Consider the following 19,746-nt stretch of genomic DNA (forward strand, 5'->3'; position numbering starts at 1 on the left):
TAATACGGTTCAGGGCGTTGGGGGAACAGGCGATGGAGTGGGAGGTGTGGGAGCGGCTACGGGACGCACCACTGGGGCAGTGGGTGCTTTAGCTTCAAACACAGCTGCTAGAGCTTGGTCAAACGTTTCTGCCATGACGATACGGTTTTCGTAAGCCACAATGACTCGGACTAAAGTAGGCAAGCTGTTTTGCTCAGCTTCCAGATATAGAGGCTCAACATACAACAATGACTGTTCGATCGGAATCACTAACAGATTGCCCTGAATCGCCCGTGAACCTTGCCGATTCCATAAGGAAATTTGCTGAGAAATAATCGGGTCTTGGTTAATCCGCGCTTCAATTTGCTCTGGCCCGTAGACCAATTGCTGTTTAGGAAACTCGTAGAGTAACAGCTTGCCATAGTTTTCTCCGTCCGATCGCGCTGCCAACCAAGCAATCAAATTATTGCGCTGTCGCGGCGTAAAGGGCAGCAACAAAATGAATTCTTCTGTGTCGCTCCCAGGCAGGCTAGTAATCAGGTAATAGGGTTCCACTAACTGCGGTTTACTGCCATATATTTCCACCGGAACCTGCCATTGGTCTTCCCGGTTATAAAATACCTGCGGATCGGTCATGTGATAGGTCAACAGCCGCTCTGATTGCACATTGAAAAAATCGACCGGATAGCGGACGTGGCTGCGAAGGGCGGCGGGCATATCACTGATCGGTTTGAATAATCCTGGAAAGATTCTGGCCCAAGTTTGAATAATCGGATCTGTGAGATCAGCGACATAAAAATCAACCGAGCCATTGTAAGCATCGACCACCACCTTGACCGAGTTGCGAATGTAGTTAAACGGATGGTTGCCAGGGTCTGAGTAAGGATAGCGATCGCTCGTCGTATAGGCATCGACCATCCAATAAAGATAATTTTGGTCGGCTGAATCATTGCCAGCAGTAGCATCTGGGTTGGTGTCAGCCGTAATCAAATAAGGCTCACTGTCATAACGCAGAAAAGGAGCGATCGCCCGAATCCGCTGGTTAATGTTGCGACGGAACAGCACCTTGGTTTGGGGCGTAAAGTTGCGAGTTAAGACCATCTGCCAATCATTTAAGTACTTGGCAAATAGCAACCGTCGCCATTGAGAATTCAGGAAGACACCACCGCGCCCCCCGTAGGTGTTGTAAACGTTGTCGTTTCCACTGGGATAGTCCAACTCCTTGACTCGCGTCCCAGTCATGACATAGGTATTAGCAATCTCCCCGTAGTAGAGCCGAGGTTGGCCAATAGGAATACTGGCTCTAATTCCAGCGCTGGAGGTCGTCAAAGAGCTAGCATTATCATCGGCTGGGTTGACCCCAATATCTTTAACAAAATAATCTGGCAGACCCCCTGGCCCCACCCGATTCACTGGGCTAAGCGTAAATCCATAGCCGTGCGTATAGACCAAGTGCTCGTTCACCCAAGTTTTAGCTTGTTGCGGCACCGCACTGTAATCTAACTCCCGCGCCGAAATGAGAACCTGTTGCTTTTCGGTAGTGAGGGGTGATCGCTGAATGCGTTCCTGCAGGGTGGAGTTAGGAGTGAGGAGAGAAGAAGCAATATCATCCCTTCCTTCGGAACGCTTCGCGAACGTTCTTCCGCCTTCATCCTTCAAAAGCGTGTAGCGATCGACATCCGCATCTGGAAACCGATAATACAACCGGATTTGTTGTAACTGCCGATTGGTTTGTAGGAGCGGGCGCGTGTCCCAAAGCCGAATGTTGCGGAGGGTGAGTTGGTTGTTTTGCAGGTCAGTGCGGGTCAGTTCTCCAGTGGGGGAAAAGGTTTGAGCATCAATGGCTTGCAGGTCAAAAGCTTGACGGGTTAGGGCAATGCTGCGCTCAATATAGGGACGTTCCCGTGCTAGCTCGTTAGGCTGTACGGCAAAACGATGCACTGCCTCTGGGAAGGCGATGCCCGCGATCGCCACAACCGCGACGTACAAACCCAACCCATACAGCCAAGGAGCGGGTTGGCTAGCTCGCTTCGAGCCGACAATCGTTCGCCAAAGCAGAAAAACCGCGATCGCTAAGGCCAAAAAGCTCAAGCCAGTGTTAATCGGCAACTGTACCGTTACATCCGTGTAGCTAGCGCCATAGACCACGCCTCTAGAGGAGTACAGCAACTCGTAACGACTGAGCCAGTGACTAAAAGCGATCGCGAGCATCAGGCTAGTGCTCAAGCCCTGTAAGTGGCGAACTTGCGGAGCCGAGAATCCTGGAAAGTTGCCCTCACTCAAGCTTTCTCCTGATAGGAGATACCACAGCGTTACTGACACTAAGGCATACAGCGTTAAGCCTGTCAGCCAAAAGGCTAGGAGTTGCTGGACTGGCAGAGTGAAGACATAAAAACTAATATCGCGACCAAAAAGCGGATCAGTACTGTTAAATGACGTGGGATAGAAGTACTGCAAAACCTGTGCCCAGTGGCCATCCAGTGTGAGCCCAAACCCCACTGCTAAAACCACCGCGATCGCTCGCAACCAAAACCGAGGGGCAATTGTTAGCCCCAGCACAAGCCCACCCAACACTGCCGCCTGCGACAGGTGAGTCGGCAATTGCACCAAGATTTGCCATATGATTTCTGGTTCTAAGCGCTGGGGGGACGGCAGTGATGCGTTGGAAAAGCTAGAAAAAGCCTTGCCCAGCCAGCTAGGAGGATGCCAATAGCGTCCTGCCACCTGAGCGTAGTAAAGCAACATCACGCCCACTAACAGGTTTAACCCCACTGCCAACGGCAGCAACTTAGTCACCCCTAAGCCGCGAGGCCGAGCCACCCGATTCCCCAACAAAATTTCCTTGGGGCTTAGATCTTGCTCTTGCGGCTTCTGGTACTGCAAGCGTTGGGCGATCGCAAAATTACCAAACCAAAACCCAATCGTTACCAAGCAGGCGATCGTCCAGAGACAGGCTTTAGTCCAGACCCGCAGCAAAAACGCGGGTGAATAGCCCAATTCCTGAAACCAAAGCACCTCTCCCCCTAAACGAGCTAGCAAATCAAATGCCAACCACAATCCAACCAGGAAGACAACAACCTGAGAAACTGTGCGGAACCAGTTCTTACACATCAGCCTTCACCCCAAAAAAATAACCCCACTTCTGGAGGGGATCTGAGGGACGCAGCCGTCCCTCAGCGGGGTTTGGGGGCGAGTGCCCCCAAGGTTCGGATGCTAAATTGCCTCACCCGATCGCGCTTCTGGATTGAGGTTAAACAGCATCTCCAGCGACTGCATCGCTCGCCGCCGCGCCTCAATATCCTGCTGCGCCCGGAGTTGCACCATCGGGTCATGTAAAATCTTGTTTACAATCCCTCTAGTCAACGCCTCAATAATTTCCTGGTGCTTCTCGGCAAACTCAGAACCCAAACGTGACAAGGCCTTTTCCAGTTCTTGCTCGCGAATGGTTTCAATTTTTTCCCGCAAGCAGCTAATGGTCGTGACAGTTTCTAGCGATCGCCACCAAACATCAAAGGCATCTAGCTCATCTTCTAGCAGGGCTTCCGCCTCCATTGCCATCTGCCGACGGCTTTCTTGGTTTTGCGCCACTACGGCTTTCAAGTCATCGACGTTGAATACCTGAACACATTCCAAGTCGTTGACATCGGCATCGACGTTCCGGGGCACGGAAATGTCGATCAGCATCAGCGGTTGAGCTGGTTCCAAGCAGTTTTCTAGCTTGGCGCGATCCAAAATCGGTTGAGTTGAAGCGGTGCTGGTAAACACCAAATCCGAACAGGTCAGCACTTCCGACAGCTCAGACAGCAAGCAGAGCTTGAGTTGTGCCTCTGTAAATTGGCTGGCTAGTTCCTCGGCCCGCTCCAAAGAACGATTGAGAATACAAATTTGCACCGCTCCCTTGGAAATCAAGTGCTGCACTAGCAGGCGCGCCATCTTGCCTGCCCCAATAATGGCAACTCGACAAGCGGCCAAATTTGGCACCTTAATTTGAGCCAGTTCCACCGCAGCTGAACTAATTGAAACAGCCCCCGTACCAATGCTGGTTTCTGTGCGAACCCGCTTTCCTGCCGAAATCGCTTGCTTGAAAAGTTGATTGAGAATGCGGCCTACGCCTTTATATTGCTGACCCAGTTTGTGAGTGTGCTTCACCTGCGCCAAAATTTGCCCTTCGCCCAGCACCAAGCTATCCAGACCCGCAGCCACCCGCATCAAGTGCATGACTGCATCTTGGTGTAACAGCACAAATAGGTGAGGTCGTAGCGCCGGAATGGGTAACTTGCTGTGCTCAGATAAGAATTGTGTCACTTCCCGCACGCCGTGCTCAGATTCGGTAGTGACAATGTAAATTTCGAGGCGATTACAGGTACTGAGGATGGCAGCTTCCTCAATGTGGCTGTAGCTCTGCAAGTGAGCGATCGCCGCTTCATGCTGATGTTCTGGAATACTAAGCTTTTCGCGCACTTCAACGGGGGCTGTCTTGTGGCTCAGGCCCACAACGGCAATATTCATCTTCCCTCCCTAAGAGTTGTCGTCTTTCAAGCCAGACGGAGCGATTGATGTAAAAAACGTTTTTGATAACCAGCAGGCGTCTAGCAGTCTCAATCAATGGATCTTTAGAAATCTAAATTAAAACTAAAGGAGTACCCAAAACAGGCAAGTTAGGAAAAGTTCATCTAGCTGGAGACCCAAAGTGATAGGCATGAAAAAGCGATCTACGTCAGCGATCGCTTCTACCTTTAGTGTGGCACTTCTCTGGGGTTAATGCTGTTTCAGGCTTAAAGTTCAGCAGGGGCATAGCATTGCCATACCCCTGTCTGAAATCCTGCCGTTAGCAATTGAGAAACTGCAAATTAACGCAATTGCAGGGATTTGCTTTGTCCATCAAGCAGGTGAATGGTATCTACAAAGCGAGCCGTTTTGGACTGGTTGGAAATGACCAGAGATTGAGTCCGAGCGCCACCGCTAAAGAAGCGCACGCCTTCCATCAAAGTGCCAGGGGTGATACCGCAAGCGGCGAACAGGACGGTTTCACCAGACGCTAGCTCATCGTCGTTGTAGATGCGATCGGGGTCGTCCACGCCCATTTCTTTCAAACGAGCGATGTTGGCTTCCCGGTTCCAGTTACTGCTTTCGGGAGTGTTGACATCTGCGGGATCGTAGATTAGTTGGCCTTGGAAGTGGCCACCCAAGCAACGCATTGCAGCAGCGGAGATCACACCTTCAGGAGCGGCGCCAACGCCCATCAGAGCGTGGATGTTGGTGCCAGCGAAAGCACAACAAATGGCGGCAGACACGTCACCGTCGCTGATCAGGCGAACTCTAGCTCCAGCTTGGCGGATTTCTTGGATCAATTCCTTGTGACGAGGACGATCCATGACGACAACCACTAGTTCTTCCACAGAGCGGTTTAAGCACTCGGATAGAATCTTGAGGTTTTCGGTCGCAGACTTGCGAATATCCACTTTGCCCTTGGCTGCCGCCGGAGCTGCCAACTTCTTCATGTAGAAGTCGGGCGCTGCGAACAAACCACCTTTTTCAGAAATAGCCAGCACGGCCATAGAGCCGTTTTGACCATAGGCGACGAGGTTGGTGCCTTCGCACGGGTCAACCGCAATGTCAATTTCGAGCAGCTCGTCTGGGTTGCAGTATTCTTTAGCATCCTCGCGGGTGCAAATTCCCACTTCTTCCCCGATGTAGAGCATGGGGGCGTCATCGCGCTCCCCTTCCCCGATCACGATACGGCCTCGCATGTAAATTTTGTTCATCCGTTCCCGCATTGCTTCTACAGCAACTTGGTCAGCGATGTTCTTTTCGCCCTTGCCCATCCAGCGAGCAGAGGCGATCGCAGCCTGCTCTACTACTTCAATAATCTCAAGACCGAGCGTGTTTTCCACGAGGTGTTTCCTCCAAACGGCTGATTTTGCGTCGTTTTAACTGGCAATTTCAGTTCTCAATCCTACCAAAGTGCGGGTATACCCTTGACAGAAAGATTTTGGGTTGAGCAGCAAGAGTGGCAGTTTGGGTGTGTCAGAACTTAAGGAATTCGTCACAAATTGCTCCCAGAAACCCAGATTGAGCAAGGCTACAGTGGAGACAGGCGCTTGGCTCCAAGCGTGATTCAGCTGTTTTTGAGGCGGTGGGCTAGAGCTGGCTTTATCTCTATCTGGCGATCGCTGGGAAGTTTTTTAAGTTCGGAGCATCACGATGAATCAAATGGCTTGGTTCCTGGTGGCTTGGGTCGGTGGCAGTTTGGCGATTTTGGGTAGTTTGATGACGCTGGGGAGTCTGTTGTTGTGGCTGGTGCCTTGGTCTGGGAGTAAGCCGCAAAGAATGGATGGAGAGCGATCGCCAGGGATACCAGACTGGCAGAATCGTGTGAAATTAACGGCGGTTTCTCTGGGGCTGGCGATCGCGGGTTTTAGTCTTTTAGTAGTTTTTCCGCTCCCGCTGCATTGAGGTTGGAGCGATGGATTGGTTCTATTTGGCTGAGGGTGCGAATAGTATGCTTAAGATAGCAGTGCAATTCTGAGAAAACATGCTCGAATTTCTCAATCGGTTTTTTGGTCGTCACCCTGAGCAGGTGAAGGCTCATGTGGAGATTTATACTTGGCAAACTTGTCCTTACTGCATTCGGGCGAAGGTGCTGTTGCAGTGGAAAGGGGTGAAGTTTACTGAGTACAAGATTGATGGCGATGGAGCGGCTAGGGTCAAGATGGGGGAGCGGGCGAATGGTCGCCGGACGGTGCCGCAGATTTTTATCAATAATGAGCATGTGGGCGGCTGTGATGATCTGTATGCCTTGGATCGTCAGGGACAACTAGACTCGCTTTTGATGCAGTCTGCTGTTGAAGTTTGATAGCTTAAATCCGAGCTTGGGGGCACTCGCCCCCAAACCCCCGCTGAGGGACGGTTGCGTCCCCCAGACCCCCTCCAAACGAGTTGATCTTTAGGCGTTTCGAGCCTTTTGTTTTTATTGCCTCAATCTCCTAGCTTCTGACTTTTGACTTCCTTCCCTTTCATCCTTCATCCTTGCAACTCCCCCCTCCTGTTCTTTCTCACCCCAAATACCTAGTGCACCATCGCTGGATGGCTCGATCGCTGGAGCTGGCTGAAGCTGCGGGGGCTGCGGGAGAAATTCCTGTGGGGGCGGTGATTGTAGGGCCAAAGGGGGAGGCGATCGCTGAAGGAGAAAATCGGCGGGAGCGCGATCGCGACCCAACGGCTCATGCGGAGGTTTTGGCTTTGCGGGCGGCGGGGCAGGTGTTACAAAATTGGCGTTTGAATGAATGCACGCTTTATGTGACGCTTGAGCCTTGCCCGATGTGTGCGGGGGCGATTGTGCAGGCGCGGTTAGGGTTGTTGGTGTACGGGGCGGACGACCCGAAAACTGGTGCGGTGCGAACGGTAATGAATTTACCAGATAGTGCTTGTTCGTTTCACCCACTGAAGGTTTTAGGTGGGATTCTGGAAACGCCTTGTAGGACGCAGTTACAGGATTGGTTTGCTGAACGGCGGCGATCGCGGCACTCACCTAACTCGGCTTCTACCTCATGACAGCGACGGAAGTGTCCTTGTGGCAGAAGACAACTCAAATAAAAGCCTTTACGTTAGGTTCAAGCAGGCATTATCCGGCTTGATTCTTGCGTTTATTGTCTCCCGCTGTCACTATGATCTCGTTCGACTCCATGATTTCGCTTAACTCTTTTGGCCGTGACTCTAGCGATACTCCTCCAGCACCAAAACAGGACATGGAGATAACCACTCACGCAAGTTCCTCTCCACCCAAGAAACCTGCAACGGGTATTTCTCGCTTTTCTCCGTGGCTCATGCCTTTGGTCTATCCGCTGGGTCGTCATGTGGTTTTGCCTGCTTACTTTGGGCGGATTGAGGTCAGCGGTCAGGAGAATTTGCCGACGGATGGGCCAGTGATTCTAGCGCCGACTCATCGTTCGCGTTGGGATGCGTTGCTAGTGCCTTATGCAGCAGGTCGGGACATCACGGGGCACGATTTAAGATTCATGGTGTCGGCGGATGAGGTAAAGGGACTGCAAGGGTGGTTTATCCGGCGCTTAGGCGGGTTTCCGATTGACCCAAAGCGTCCGGCGATCGCGAGTCTACGGCATGGGGTGGAGTTGCTAGAAAATCGCGAATCTTTGGTGATTTTTCCGGAGGGTGGGATTTTTCGCGATCGCCAGGTGCATTCTCTAAAGCCTGGATTGGCCCGCTTAGCTCTACAGGCGGAAGCAAATCAACCGGGGCTTGGAGTCAAAATCGTACCAATTAGTTTGCACTACAGCCAGGCTGTGCCCGGATGGCGTTCTCAGGTGGCAATTCGCATTGGCGAACCGCTAAAAGCTGCCAATTATGATTTAGAACAACCTAAAGTGAGTGCTAAGCGCTTGACAGCTGACCTAGAGTTATCGTTGCAAGAGCTCACCAGCAATTTGTTGGCGGCTCATCCTTGGCCCGCGATCGCGCCAGCGGAATCAAATACCGAGGGTTAATTGCCAGTTTTTGAGTGTGCCTGTATCCATTGCGGCGCGATCGATAACCCACAGTTGCCAGCGTCCGGCGGCAGACTGATTCAGCAATTTACGCAGTAGGGGTGAATTTTGCAGAGAATAGCTGGCTTGCAACTGCGTCCGGCGACCCAGCGTGCGGCCTTGCAACAACACTGTTTGGCCTTTAGGTGCAATCACGCTAATTTCCAGATCACCCAAGAAACTGTGCTCTAGATTGACGGTGACTTGAATATCCCGCACTAAGCTGGGGTCGTTGATTTGAATTGCGCTTTTGATGCCATTGAAATCGTTATCCGGGATTGCCACGCTGCTATCGTTGCGCCCTTGAACTTGCTGAGAGCTACTTAGAGGTGCAGCCATTTGCCGCTGAGCTGCTTGAACTGCTTTAAACGCATTCACTTTACCAAAACCGAACCATTCCGAACGGCCATTTGCTTCGTAGGTGCCTTTGCGAAACCCAAATTGCGGCTCGGGGTCAGGGTCAACAATTTTGTCTGCGGTTTGTTGCAAAATCTGACGCACTTCTTGAGCCGTTAAGTCGGGATTAGCCGAGAGAACTAAAGCTGCTACGCCTGCCACGGTGGGGCAAGCGCTGGAAGTACCACCAAAATCTCCGGTAAAGTCTCCGGGGTCATAGCCTGCGGCTCCGAGTTGATCAGCTGTGAAAACGCTTTGTCCTGGTAGAAACACCCGAACTTCTGGAGGTGTGCTGACAAACCCGGTTTCTTGCAACCACATTCCGGGCGGAGCGTTATTGCTCGGTGCACAAACTGAGATATTGGTGCCCCAGTTACTATAGGCAGCTTTCTTATTCAAGCTGGTAGAGGCTGAAACCGCTATCACATCGGGATGAACGGCAAATCCAGTCAGCCAAGTCGTGGGTCCGCGTAGCACGTTGTTGGGCCAGCCTTGTTCGTTGATCGCGCCATTGACCGGACGATTGGCGTTGCCAGAAGCAAAGACAATTACACAACCTTTGCCATTGCGGCCATCTTTAGCAGCTCTAGTGAGGGCAGCGCTCTGCCGCAGGGACAACGGAAAGTAAACAGCACTTGGCCCCCAGCTGCAAGAAATTACCGCTGCACCATTGACTACAGCCCAGTCAAAGATTTGTTCGATCGTTTCATCGTCTAAAAAGCCTGTGGTGCGGATGGGCATTAAGGCGCATCCAGGAGCCACCCCCACAATGCCACTACCCGTTTCCTCTGCTACAGCTACGCCTGCACAAGCAGTGCCGTGGCTAGCTTCTGTATCGTCCGGGAGCGGTAGAAAGTCTTGGTCTCTCAAATCTCTAGGGGCTACAATCTTGCCTTGACCCTGAAAGTCAGGATGGTCTAGATCAAAGGAATCATCTACTACTGCCACCACAATCGAACGGCTCCCTCTAGTGATGTCCCAAGCCTTTTCAGCCGAAATATGGGAACCTGCGGCCAAGTCAGGGCCGCCATTGTGGTTGAGGTACCACTGTTTTGGATATAGGGGGTCGCTGGGGCGGTAGTGCGCTTGGGTTCTGACGACAATATTTGGTTCAGCCATCAATACCTCCGATCGCCGAGTTAGCTGATTGGCGATCTTGACTGGATTGGCTGCGGCTTTAGCGGTGACTTGAAACACAAACGTATTGGGGATTCCCACAACAGGCTGCACTTCTTGCAAACCTAGTTCTGTGGCGACCGCGTTCCTAGTTGCTAGATCAACCTGAGCCGCAAATTGAATTGTGAGTTTATCTGTCAGGTAAATCAGCGAACCAGGGTTATTTTTGACTCGATACACATGACTGGCAAAGTCCACGCCACTGCTCGATCGCACCGTTTGCATCACCTGGTCCCGCTGGGATGGGTCAACAATAAATTCGGCTGACTGAGCAGGAGGCACGTTCCGATGTAGCTCGGCGGGAATTTGCTGCGCTAAGTGCTGCACCGCCTCTGGCGACGAGGGATGAACCGTGAAGCGATCGCTCACCTTCTCTAGCAGCAACTCTTCGCCCCCGCGCTGCAAAATAATCCCTGTACTACTCTCAGGCACTCCCGAACCTGGAGTTGAGTTAGAAGCACTGGGTAGGTTTGCATCATGGGTCATAAGACTGGCTCCTTGAGCTGCACTTGCTAACCAAAATTAGGGCACAGATTCAGCCATATCTCCTTACTTCAAAGGGGTGATTTCATCTTTCCCCAAAACCGTACCTCTGCTGGGCTAGGGAACTCAAGCCCAAAAATCCTAGTCTCCTTTACTCAAACTTGAGAGTATTTTTTCCAATCCACTGGGTGCCAAATTAATGCTAACTCCAGCAATTGCGAGTCAGTAAAAGTTAGGTGCGTACTCATGCGTACTCAACAGTGGTACTTCTGCTGAGCTGTACTGAAACCTTTACAGGCGCTCATTTAGCTTGGCAGAGGCTTTGGTAGTTACTTAAACCTACCGAGGACCGCCAATGGTAAGATACCCGAAGTTTGAATCTGTCCTGTTTGTTGCAAATTCGCAAAGTTACTCCATGATCTCCTCTGGCTCTGTTCGCTTCCTTCGCTTGACAGGCTTAGTTTCTCTGCAACTTGCCGTAGCTTTCACGCTGCTACGTCCGCTGGCTGCTCAGGCTCAGGTTCCTTCTCTCCCCCCGTCGGGTGGCCAGGCTCAACCGCTTGACCCCAATGACCCCAATAACATACGTCCCTTAAGCCAATCTTCTGGCGTGCTGAGCCTTCCCGGTGGCCAGCGTTTAATGGATGAAGCTAGTAATGCTGTTTCAGCTCAAAACTATTCTCTGGCGACTCAGAAACTGCAAGAAGCGCGCCAAGTTTACAACCAGCTTTCCAATTTCTATCAAGACTTAGCTTCGAGCTTCTCTGGTATTGACAACCGTGTAGCTGATAGCCAACGTCGTAAAGCTCTAGATGCAGCTCAGCTTAGGGATCAAGCTACTTACCAATTGGCTTTAGTGCATCGCGCTCAAAATCAACCTGAATTGGCAGTGCCTCTCCTGGTACAGATCATTCGCAGTCAACAGCCAACTCGTGACTTAGGCAAAAAAGCTTACCAGCAACTGTTTGAACTTGGGTTTGTGGATGCCCAGTTCCCGCGTGCTGGAGGCGAGCAACAGTCTTCTACGCCTGCGGCTCCTCGTTAACGACAGCGATTCGATTCCTGAAGAATTTCTAACTCAGCGGACTGACAAACTGAGGCTTTCCTAAATCAATCTAGCTCAGCATCTACCACATGCTTGGCACCTAACTAGCCAGGGTTGCTCTAACTTGCTTAATGGTCAAGTATCCAGCTAAAGCTAGACTAGATCAGTCTGAGAACATGCAGAGGAGTATGAATGATTAGCCGAGATCAAGTTGAAACGATGATCAGAGCAGCCTTGCCCGACGCGCAGGTTCAAATTCAAGACCTGACAGGTGGTGGTGACCATTACCAGGCCACGATCATTTCATCTCAGTTTGAAGGAAAAGGCTTGGTGCAGCAGCATCAGTTAGTCTACAGCGCTCTCCGGGAGGCAATGTCTACGGAAGCCATTCACGCGTTGTCTCTGAAAACATTCACCCCTCAAACTTGGGCTACTTCGGGTCAATCTCTTTGACTAGTGGCTCAAGAACGTTTTAGCAAACTTGCTACAGCCAGCTCGCCAATGCATCTCTAATAACTCTGGTTAGGGTTGGCAGTCGTCCTAGAAAACCAACCAGTACACTAGTTATAGAGGACATCGCAAAGATTGTTTAGGAACAGCTATGACTCCAGAATTGCAAGAACAGATCGGCGCTTTGCTCAAACAGCACAAAATTGTGGTGTTTATGAAGGGCTCAAAGCTAATGCCTCAATGTGGTTTCTCTAACAACGTAGTTCAGATTCTGAACTCGATGGGCGTACCCTATGAAACCGTTGATATTTTAGAAAATCACGAAGTTCGTCAAGGCATTAAGGAATACTCTAACTGGCCCACAATTCCTCAGGTCTATATCAACGGGGAGTTTGTTGGTGGCTCGGATATTTTGATTGAACTTTACCAAAAAGGCGAACTTCAGCAGATGGTAGAAGTCGCTCTGGCTTCCTAAAACTTTCGTGATTGAATCAGCTACTCACTGAGGTTGAGACAAAATATTTGTAGGGCAGGTTAAAAGCTGCCCTTTTTTGTGCAATCTTTTCACTCAATTAAAATTAAATTTGTCCTTCTATAGACCTACTTTCCCTACAGCTCGACCAAACCCACCATCTAGTTACGGACTAATGGTTTAGAACTTGGTTTAGCACTAACAGTTTAGTAGTAGTCTGTCTGAGACTCTAGGCTTTCAAAGTTAGAGGAGTCGTAGAGATAACGAGTAATTTCTTCTTCTAGACGATGAATTTGATAGGGTTCGATTGTATTTGCGTGTCGAAGCGCTGCTAAATAGCCATCTACATAAAGGCGCAAGTCATCGAAACGATACCCCCGATTCCAAAGTTCGCCTAGAGCATCAGAGAGTTTTTGATAGTAGCGGATAGTCAGAGTGTCTTGAAGCATAATCTTTAGGTTAGGTCCTTAGTTGGCGGGAATAGTATGGACGTTTATTTAGACCGATTTGGCTAGGGCGATCGCGGGGCTTTCGCTTGGGAGTTGGCCTAATTGACTCAGTACTACAAGCGCTGTTGGTAATGCTTCACCACCTTCAACGGGTAAACCCTAGTGAGTGTTAAGAATTCTATGAGTGGAAGTGAGCTGAGCAGCTAGGGATGTTGATACTCTTATTCTACCCTTAACCTGTAGATGTCCTATGGGCCAGAAGTCATAGCCTCAGGGACAGATACGATGATTTGTTGGTTCCGCACGAGGACGTGAGTAGCAGGGGTTACAAACCCATGACAAATGCTCTGTTAAGTTGGAGGACAATCACTCGAAGGAAACTGCGCCTCTGTGGGAGCTGTCTGCGTTCAAATAGTGGAAGGAAATCCGCACCTGCGATCGCTGCTCGGTTGGCATCTGCAGCAGGCAGGGTACTGGGTTTATCAATCAGCCGATATCCACCAAGCGAGAGAGGTGTTTCAAAGCCGCCAACCAACCCTCGTTGTGCTTGACTCCGACCTATCTGGTGGAGATGGATTGGAGTTCTGTCGCTGGTTACAGCAACAACAGCAGTCAATGATTTTGATGTTGTCGGCTCGTAATACAGAAGTAGATATTGTGGAAGGCCTGAAAGCGGGGGCCGACGATTATCTGACTAAGCCCTTCGGTATGCAAGAGTTTCAGGCTAGAGTTGAAGCCCTCACTCGACGTACCAGAGCAGTGGTAGCGCCACTCCAGTTAGAGTATGGGGATCTCACCATTGATTTGGTGCAGCGCCGAGCTCGTTTTCAAGATGAATTCATTGACCTGACACCGCAAGAGTTCAGTTTGCTGTATATCCTAGCTCAGGCGGGGGGTGCTCCATTGAGCCGCTCGGAACTGCTGCGTCGGGCTTGGCCTGATGAAATTGACAACCCTAGAACAGTGGATACACATGTTCTATCTTTGCGGAAAAAAATTGAAACCGATCCCCGCCAACCCAGTTTGATTCAAACCGTTCGAAATGTGGGCTATCGATTCAATCTGGAAGTTCTGACGCCTAACTCTGCGGCATTAGCAGAGCGCTCTCATGCGAGACAGGGAGCTATCCCTGCTGACCCAACTGCTTTCCGCATGGCTACTAGCGATGGTCGCCATTTCTAAGCGGGAATTTTGGCGTGGTCAATTCGTGGTTTTGACAGAGCGTTAGGTCGAGGCTACATCCATTCTTGAGTAGTTTCAGTTTCTACCTGAATCAAGGTATTGCGTAAGTCAATCCAGTCTATGGCTGGGCTAGGTGAGTCTTTGAGAAGTTGACCTTGCTGTAAATAGAGGACTCTGGTACAAAACTCCTGAGCTAGATCAAGTTGATGGTTCACCATTAAGAGAGTGGTTTGCCCACTTTCTGCTAAATCGGTTAGAACTTTAAGCACATGTGCGGCTCGCCCTGCATCTAGAGCTGAGGTGGGTTCGTCTAGAAGCAAAATCTTGGGCTGAAGCATTAGCGATCGCGCGATCGCAACCAATTGCCGCTGACCCACTGAGAGTTGCAACTCAGTACGGTCTAGCCACTCGGAGGGAATGTGTAATTGTTCTAGCCAGTACTGCAAACGCTGGGCAATTGTGGTGCGAGGAAGTTCTTGTAGCGTCAGGGGATAGGTTAGAGCCGCTTCTACGGTCATTCCCAAAAGTTTTGACTCTTGGGGCACTAAAACAATTTGCCGTCGCAACTGAATGACGGGAATTTGCCGAATTTCTTGATTGTCTAAGTAAATGGCTCCCTGAGTGGGCTCACTCAGCCGATTTAGTAGACGCAGTAGCGAGGTTTTTCCCGCTCCAGATGGCCCCACCAAAACAATGCGATCGCCCTGAAACACTTCAAAAGAAATGTTTTGCAGTAAATAGTGGGCTCCAACCGAAGCGGCTAAATTAACCTGCTGCAAGCGCATTTGTGCAGTTTGTTCCATTGGCAGAGGTGCTATTTTTGCGTCCACAGACTGTCAATTCAGTTTAAGGGAGATGGGTATCCCTGGGTCCAAACTGTCCAAATGGTCCAACTATCGACTGCTAGCAGCATCAGCGTTAACCCTAACAAGATCAAGTACATCCAGGGTTGAGCGAGGGGCCGCACATCGCTTGTATCAATGCCTGTTTTTTGTTGCACCTGCTGCACTAACTTGGCAAACCCAGAGACGCGCATCGGCAGCAAGTAAGCTTTACCAGAGTGAGTCAAAAAGTAGTAGACCAAGCCTCCTTGTCCAGTTGAGCGTGGCTTCAAAGCTTGAACTTCATGCCACGGTAGCACCCAACCTGGGCGCAACCATCTAGGGACCCAGCGGGGGTAGGTCACTTGAATCCCATTCTGGTCTAATATCACTCGCTCGCTCAAAGCGGCATAAAGGGCGATCGCGCCAATCGTAATGCCAATCCAGAGCCAACTGGCAGGCACTGGAGCGCTAGTCACTTGAGTCAAAAAAGGTAAGGGTAGGGTTAAAGCAACGTAGAGCCCCAGGAGAGTCAGGCGGATCAAGGGTGAAATGCCAAAGCTATGTAGCTCTAAAGACTGGATGGGGGTTGCAGAAGGTTCTGACACCACAGACAAATCAGGAAGGGGCTCTAAAGACACAGTTCAATCTCGCGATCGCTCTTAAGTAATTAGTCTCTCTCAACTGTAGGCTAACTCTTTTCGTTACGCTGCTCGAAGCTGAATTTTGCTAGCCCCCCAAGGCAGCAAAGCCTAAACCGTGCTCAGATGTAATTCGAGTTGTTATAGAGTGGCCGCAATCATACTGAGGTAGATTCTAGTAGCGTAGAATACAAATTCGATTTTTACGGATGTGCTTCGGCTGCCTCACCGAGTTAGATCAGAACTATGAGGTGATGCCCTATGTCTAACTCTGCCAGCGTTCCTGTTATTGTCCGTGCACCAAAACGAATTGACTGCTGTACTGCTGCCTTTTTAGCTCAAGACCTGGAAACAAAAATTCAAGCAGGTGAAGGTATTGTGCTTGATTTGAGTGCAACTCAGTTTCTTGATCCGGAAGGGACAAAGGTGATCCTAGAAGGTTTGATGAAGTCTCGACAGCAGGGGACTAAGTTTGCTCTAAAAGGTGTGAAGCCACAAGTCAAAGTGATTTTAGAACTTTCTGGAATTTTGCAGCACTTCAAACAGAAGTAGTGGTTCCTGAGCGATCACCAACTTGCTGCTATTTGCTGCCAACCTATCAAGCAGCGATCGCATCCCAGTTCTGGATCACGCAAAAGCCTACTTTCTCTTGACTGAGCAAGCGCTGAATCCGATGCATGGGCATCGCAGCGATCGCGTAGTCCTGTTTAGTGGCTTGGCGAACTTCGGTTACTCGTTCGCGATAGCGAATGACATCTGCTTGGCTTAAAAATACTAGAGCGTAGCGTCCTTGTTGAGATGCTTCTAGTAGAGGCATGCCATTTGGATCAATTACCACAAACCCACGAGAAACAGGACGGTAAGACATAGCTCGGAACTAAAAGCAGAGTATTAATTGATATTCAGCATATTTACTGAAAATTCCGTAAATGGCATTCCCCCAAGTGGGGGATTTCTACGGAAGCTATGGTTACTGAGCCCTACTACTCAAGACTGTCGTTTTCTTCTGACCTCTATCTAAGGTAGATATTTTTGTACTACGTCCCAGCCTGTGACTGAGACCCAAATAAACCCTAGGAACAAAATTAGGTTCGTGCTTATATGCAGCGGTCGCGCCCAACCACGTTCAGGGTTGATTTGGGTCGCACTCCAGAAAGAAATTGCGACTAGAGCCACCACTATTAAGCCAGCAGGCAAATGGGTTGAATGCCCCAAAGAGCCGTAATGTCCCACGGTACCGACCAAGCCGATCGCTAGCAAGAACAGCACTAGGAACGCAAGGATGCCGCCAATCACGTAATGCAGCGATCGCAGCCAGTTTGGATAAGGTTGACCGTTAGAGCGAACTTGGAACATCCAGACGCCAGTCATGGCCAAAAGCACATAGGCCAAGAGCGAGAAGCCCATTGACCAAGCAGCAGCTCTCCACAGCCAGAGGAACGAGGGTAGATTCAAAACTATTTACAGGATGACTTTCGTCTTCCTATTATCATCATTTCAGGGAAACTAACCTATGTATTAAGTTGGACTCCTGCGAGCGGAATCCCTAAGTCTTTAATTCAGCTTGTTTATCTGCAACTATCCATCAGGATGAATTTGCGTCAAGCGGTGGCGGCTAGAGGTTCTACGACGCCGAGCCCTTCATTTTTCTCTTCTTTACGTTGCTCACTCGCTGTGTCCAAGCCTGGGTACACTTCAGCTTCAATCCACAGCTCGGAACAGGGGATATTGTCCGATAAAATAGCGCTAGCCATCATGCCTGTATGAATCTCTAATTGAGCCTCTGGTGGGGCTTCAAACAGCAAGCGCTGGCCGGGAAACACAACCCGCTCAAAGTACCAATTCGCTACATTGGTAATTCGTGCGATCTGAATCTGACTCGTGGCATTGACATAGCAGCAAAAAATAGGATCAGGCTGATCAGAAGGAACTGGATCAAGGAGTTGAGCCATAATTTTGAGGAGCTTAAAGCCGTAGGTAGATTTATATTCGGAACACTATCACCCCCGATCCCCGGTAGCTGTAAACATGACTACCATCCAGTTTGTCCCTTATAGATCTTCATCAATATCTCTACCAATAGGTAGAGCGGAACCAACCTAAAGAGTTGATGGTTAAGGCTTTTGAGGGATTGTTGAACTGACAAGCTTTACAAACCTACAGGCCTACTTTATTGAAACTTCTTCAAGCTCCAGGTGCATTACTTTTTTGGGTGAGAGCGAAAAATCACCATGCTAACTAGGAAGGCCAATGGTATCGTAAAGTTATATAAAACAATTTTCAGAATTCCTGTAAGCATGCAGATGTTGCTGAGTTTGTCTCCAGGGATTTGAACTTGAGAACTGCTAGTGACATTCAGGCTGTGTCATGCTCCTCAGCTGGGTTCTGGTTTGCTTGATTACTCGTCTTAATCTGGAATTTCTTTTTTGTGCTTGATTGTGAGACTCAAAAATTCTTAACACCACACTGTGATGCACCATCGAGTTCTCTACGTTCGCCTTCCTTGTAATCCGATTTTTCCCCTTGGCGTTGTCTATTTAGCTGATCACCTGCACAAGCTGTTTCCTAGCTTAGAACAACGAATTTTTGACTTGGGAACGGTGCCACCCCTAGATTTCGCTTCAGCTTTAGATGCTTGTGTGGATCAGTTTCGACCCACGTTGCTGGTTTTTTCGTGGCGAGACATTCAGATTTATGCTCCTGTCGGGGGGCGTGGCGGCAATCCTTTGCAATATGCCTTTGAGTTTTTCTATGCCCGCAACCCGTTTGTGAAGCTGCGAGGAGCTTTGGGAGGATTTCGAGTTACCAGTGCCTACTATACAGAGCTTTGGCGAAATTTAGGCTTGATTAAGCGTGGCTTGAAACGGGCGCAAAAATATCATCCTGAAGCTCGCCTAGTCGTGGGTGGCGGAGCAGTTAGTGTTTTTTACGAGCAGCTAGGCAAGAAGTTGCCCGCAGGTACGATTGTGTCTGTGGGGGAAGGTGAAACGCTGCTGGAGAAGCTGCTTCGAGGTCAAGACTTTCGAGATGAGCGCTGTTATGTCGTGGGAGAAGCTAAACCGCGCGATCGCTTGATTCATGAGTGGCCCACGCCAATCCAGAAAACAGCTTGCGACTACGACTACATCAGCGGCATCTGGCCTGAATTTGAATACTACTTCCAAGAAAGTGACTTCTATGTGGGGGTACAAACCAAGCGGGGCTGTCCTCATAACTGTTGCTACTGCGTCTATACCGTGGTGGAAGGAAAGCAAGTCCGGGTGAATCCAGCCGATGAAGTGGTGGCTGAGATGCGCCAACTCTACGATCGCGGCATTCGCAACTTCTGGTTCACCGATGCTCAGTTTATTCCTGCCCGCAAATACATTGATGACGCGATCGAGCTGCTGCAAAAAATTGTTGATTCGGGTATGCAGGACGTTCACTGGGCTGCATACATTCGAGCTGACAACCTGAATCCGCAGTTGTGTGACCTCATGGTCAAAACTGGCATGAATTACTTCGAGATCGGCATCACCAGCGGTTCTCAAGAACTCGTGCGGAAGATGCGGATGGGTTACAACTTGCGGACAGTACTGCAAAACTGTCGTGACCTCAAGGCAGCGGGCTTTAAGGATGTTGTGTCTGTGAACTATTCATTTAACGTGATTGACGAGCGTCCGGACACGATTCGCCAAACGATCGCCTATCACCGGGAATTGGAAAGTATCTTCGGCGCAGATAAGGTAGAGCCTGCCATCTTCTTTATTGGCTTGCAACCCCATACTCATTTAGAAGAGTACGCCCTAGACAAAGGCATTTTGCAGGCGGGTTACGACCCGATGAGCTTAATGCCTTGGACTGCGAAGAAACTGCTCTGGAATCCGGAACCAATGGGTTCGTTCTTTGGTGAGGTTTGTTTGCAAGCTTGGAAGCAAAATCCCAATGATTTTGGTCGAGAGGTAATGCGCATTCTCGAAAGTAAGCTGGGCCGAGCTGACTTAGAGGAAGCATTGACAGCTCCGATCGCCCCGATGGAGAAACAGCTAGCGACTTCTGCCTCATAACATCTATAACAATTGAGCGCTAAAGAAGTAGTTTTACTTATGACTGAGGCGCATTTACCACCG

Annotated in this window: 20 protein-coding genes; 10 read left to right on the top strand and 10 right to left on the bottom strand. The window is 49.9% G+C overall.

Annotation, left to right across the window (positions count from 1 at the left end; genetic code table 11):
- Positions 1 to 9: 9 nt before the first annotated feature.
- From NDA01_RS21335 to glpX, 3 genes are all read right to left on the bottom strand, one after another.
- Complete coding sequence (locus NDA01_RS21335; RefSeq protein ID WP_348229534.1) at positions 10 to 3,090, bottom strand: UPF0182 family protein; 3,081 nt, start codon at positions 3,088 to 3,090, stop codon at positions 10 to 12.
- 102 nt (positions 3,091 to 3,192) lie between these two features.
- Positions 3,193 to 4,488 carry a glutamyl-tRNA reductase gene (locus NDA01_RS21340; RefSeq protein ID WP_348229535.1) on the bottom strand — a complete coding sequence of 432 codons (1,296 nt, stop codon included), beginning with the start codon at positions 4,486 to 4,488 and terminating at the stop codon, positions 3,193 to 3,195.
- 341 nt (positions 4,489 to 4,829) lie between these two features.
- The gene (glpX, locus tag NDA01_RS21345) at positions 4,830 to 5,873 is read right to left on the bottom strand and encodes a class II fructose-bisphosphatase (protein ID WP_190440897.1); all 1,044 of its coding nucleotides are present in this window, start codon (positions 5,871 to 5,873) and stop codon (positions 4,830 to 4,832) included.
- 310 nt (positions 5,874 to 6,183) lie between these two features.
- Here glpX and NDA01_RS21350 point away from each other — a divergent pair, with 310 nt between their 5' ends.
- The 4 genes from NDA01_RS21350 to NDA01_RS21365 all read left to right on the top strand — a co-directional run bounded on the left by NDA01_RS21350 (position 6,184) and on the right by NDA01_RS21365 (position 8,483).
- Positions 6,184 to 6,435 carry a hypothetical protein gene (locus NDA01_RS21350; protein ID WP_348229536.1) on the top strand — a complete coding sequence of 84 codons (252 nt, stop codon included), beginning with the start codon at positions 6,184 to 6,186 and terminating at the stop codon, positions 6,433 to 6,435.
- Between the two features lie 79 nt (positions 6,436 to 6,514).
- Positions 6,515 to 6,835, top strand: coding sequence for a glutaredoxin 3 (grxC, locus tag NDA01_RS21355; protein WP_348229537.1), 321 nt, complete (start codon positions 6,515 to 6,517; stop codon positions 6,833 to 6,835).
- Between the two features lie 173 nt (positions 6,836 to 7,008).
- Positions 7,009 to 7,533: a tRNA adenosine(34) deaminase TadA gene (gene tadA, locus NDA01_RS21360; protein WP_348229538.1), complete on the top strand. Its 525-nt coding sequence runs from the start codon at positions 7,009 to 7,011 to the stop codon at positions 7,531 to 7,533.
- A 131-nt stretch (positions 7,534 to 7,664) separates the two neighbouring features.
- A complete protein-coding gene (locus tag NDA01_RS21365; protein ID WP_431193483.1) occupies positions 7,665 to 8,483 on the top strand; it encodes a lysophospholipid acyltransferase family protein in 819 nt (272 codons plus the stop codon).
- Here the strand turns inward: NDA01_RS21365 and NDA01_RS21370 are convergent.
- Positions 8,466 to 10,580 (bottom strand): S8 family serine peptidase, encoded by a 2,115-nt coding sequence (locus NDA01_RS21370; RefSeq protein ID WP_348229539.1) that lies wholly within the window; start codon positions 10,578 to 10,580, stop codon positions 8,466 to 8,468. The two genes, NDA01_RS21365 and NDA01_RS21370, sit on opposite strands and share 18 nt — an antisense overlap.
- A gap of 352 nt (positions 10,581 to 10,932) precedes the next feature.
- Here NDA01_RS21370 and NDA01_RS21375 point away from each other — a divergent pair, with 352 nt between their 5' ends.
- The 3 genes from NDA01_RS21375 to grxD all read left to right on the top strand — a co-directional run bounded on the left by NDA01_RS21375 (position 10,933) and on the right by grxD (position 12,547).
- Positions 10,933 to 11,622, top strand: coding sequence for a hypothetical protein (locus NDA01_RS21375; protein ID WP_242017066.1), 690 nt, complete (start codon positions 10,933 to 10,935; stop codon positions 11,620 to 11,622).
- A 192-nt stretch (positions 11,623 to 11,814) separates the two neighbouring features.
- A complete protein-coding gene (locus tag NDA01_RS21380) occupies positions 11,815 to 12,075 on the top strand; it encodes a BolA family protein (protein ID WP_190553397.1) in 261 nt (86 codons plus the stop codon).
- 148 nt (positions 12,076 to 12,223) lie between these two features.
- Positions 12,224 to 12,547, top strand: a complete 324-nt coding sequence (gene grxD / locus NDA01_RS21385) for a Grx4 family monothiol glutaredoxin (protein WP_190440880.1) — start codon at positions 12,224 to 12,226, stop codon at positions 12,545 to 12,547.
- A 203-nt stretch (positions 12,548 to 12,750) separates the two neighbouring features.
- Here grxD and NDA01_RS21390 read toward each other — a convergent pair whose 3' ends face one another.
- The gene (locus NDA01_RS21390) at positions 12,751 to 12,993 is read right to left on the bottom strand and encodes a DUF6761 family protein (RefSeq protein WP_190440879.1); all 243 of its coding nucleotides are present in this window, start codon (positions 12,991 to 12,993) and stop codon (positions 12,751 to 12,753) included.
- A 390-nt stretch (positions 12,994 to 13,383) separates the two neighbouring features.
- Here NDA01_RS21390 and NDA01_RS21395 point away from each other — a divergent pair, with 390 nt between their 5' ends.
- Positions 13,384 to 14,175: a response regulator transcription factor gene (locus NDA01_RS21395; RefSeq protein WP_348229540.1), complete on the top strand. Its 792-nt coding sequence runs from the start codon at positions 13,384 to 13,386 to the stop codon at positions 14,173 to 14,175.
- A gap of 53 nt (positions 14,176 to 14,228) precedes the next feature.
- On the opposite strand, the gene NDA01_RS21400 is transcribed toward NDA01_RS21395, so the two are convergent.
- The gene (locus NDA01_RS21400; RefSeq protein WP_190441191.1) at positions 14,229 to 14,978 is read right to left on the bottom strand and encodes an ABC transporter ATP-binding protein; all 750 of its coding nucleotides are present in this window, start codon (positions 14,976 to 14,978) and stop codon (positions 14,229 to 14,231) included.
- Positions 14,979 to 15,016: 38 nt separating this feature from the next.
- Positions 15,017 to 15,637, bottom strand: coding sequence for a hypothetical protein (locus tag NDA01_RS21405; RefSeq protein ID WP_431193484.1), 621 nt, complete (start codon positions 15,635 to 15,637; stop codon positions 15,017 to 15,019).
- A gap of 261 nt (positions 15,638 to 15,898) precedes the next feature.
- Here NDA01_RS21405 and NDA01_RS21410 point away from each other — a divergent pair, with 261 nt between their 5' ends.
- Entirely contained in the window at positions 15,899 to 16,189 is a 291-nt protein-coding gene (locus tag NDA01_RS21410) for an STAS domain-containing protein (protein WP_190440873.1), read from the top strand.
- A 46-nt stretch (positions 16,190 to 16,235) separates the two neighbouring features.
- Here NDA01_RS21410 and NDA01_RS21415 read toward each other — a convergent pair whose 3' ends face one another.
- The 3 genes from NDA01_RS21415 to NDA01_RS21425 all read right to left on the bottom strand — a co-directional run bounded on the left by NDA01_RS21415 (position 16,236) and on the right by NDA01_RS21425 (position 17,589).
- Positions 16,236 to 16,505 (bottom strand): hypothetical protein, encoded by a 270-nt coding sequence (locus NDA01_RS21415; protein WP_190440870.1) that lies wholly within the window; start codon positions 16,503 to 16,505, stop codon positions 16,236 to 16,238.
- Positions 16,506 to 16,654: 149 nt separating this feature from the next.
- Positions 16,655 to 17,092, bottom strand: coding sequence for a DUF4079 domain-containing protein (locus NDA01_RS21420; protein WP_348229541.1), 438 nt, complete (start codon positions 17,090 to 17,092; stop codon positions 16,655 to 16,657).
- 146 nt (positions 17,093 to 17,238) lie between these two features.
- Complete coding sequence (locus NDA01_RS21425; protein WP_190440864.1) at positions 17,239 to 17,589, bottom strand: DUF1830 domain-containing protein; 351 nt, start codon at positions 17,587 to 17,589, stop codon at positions 17,239 to 17,241.
- A 519-nt stretch (positions 17,590 to 18,108) separates the two neighbouring features.
- Here NDA01_RS21425 and NDA01_RS21430 point away from each other — a divergent pair.
- The gene (locus tag NDA01_RS21430) at positions 18,109 to 19,683 is read left to right on the top strand and encodes a photosystem II high light acclimation radical SAM protein (protein ID WP_348229542.1); all 1,575 of its coding nucleotides are present in this window, start codon (positions 18,109 to 18,111) and stop codon (positions 19,681 to 19,683) included.
- The last annotated feature ends 63 nt before the right edge of the window (positions 19,684 to 19,746 follow it).

Source organism: Trichocoleus desertorum AS-A10 (genome assembly GCF_039962155.1).
Lineage (GTDB): Bacteria > Cyanobacteriota > Cyanobacteriia > FACHB-46 > FACHB-46 > Trichocoleus.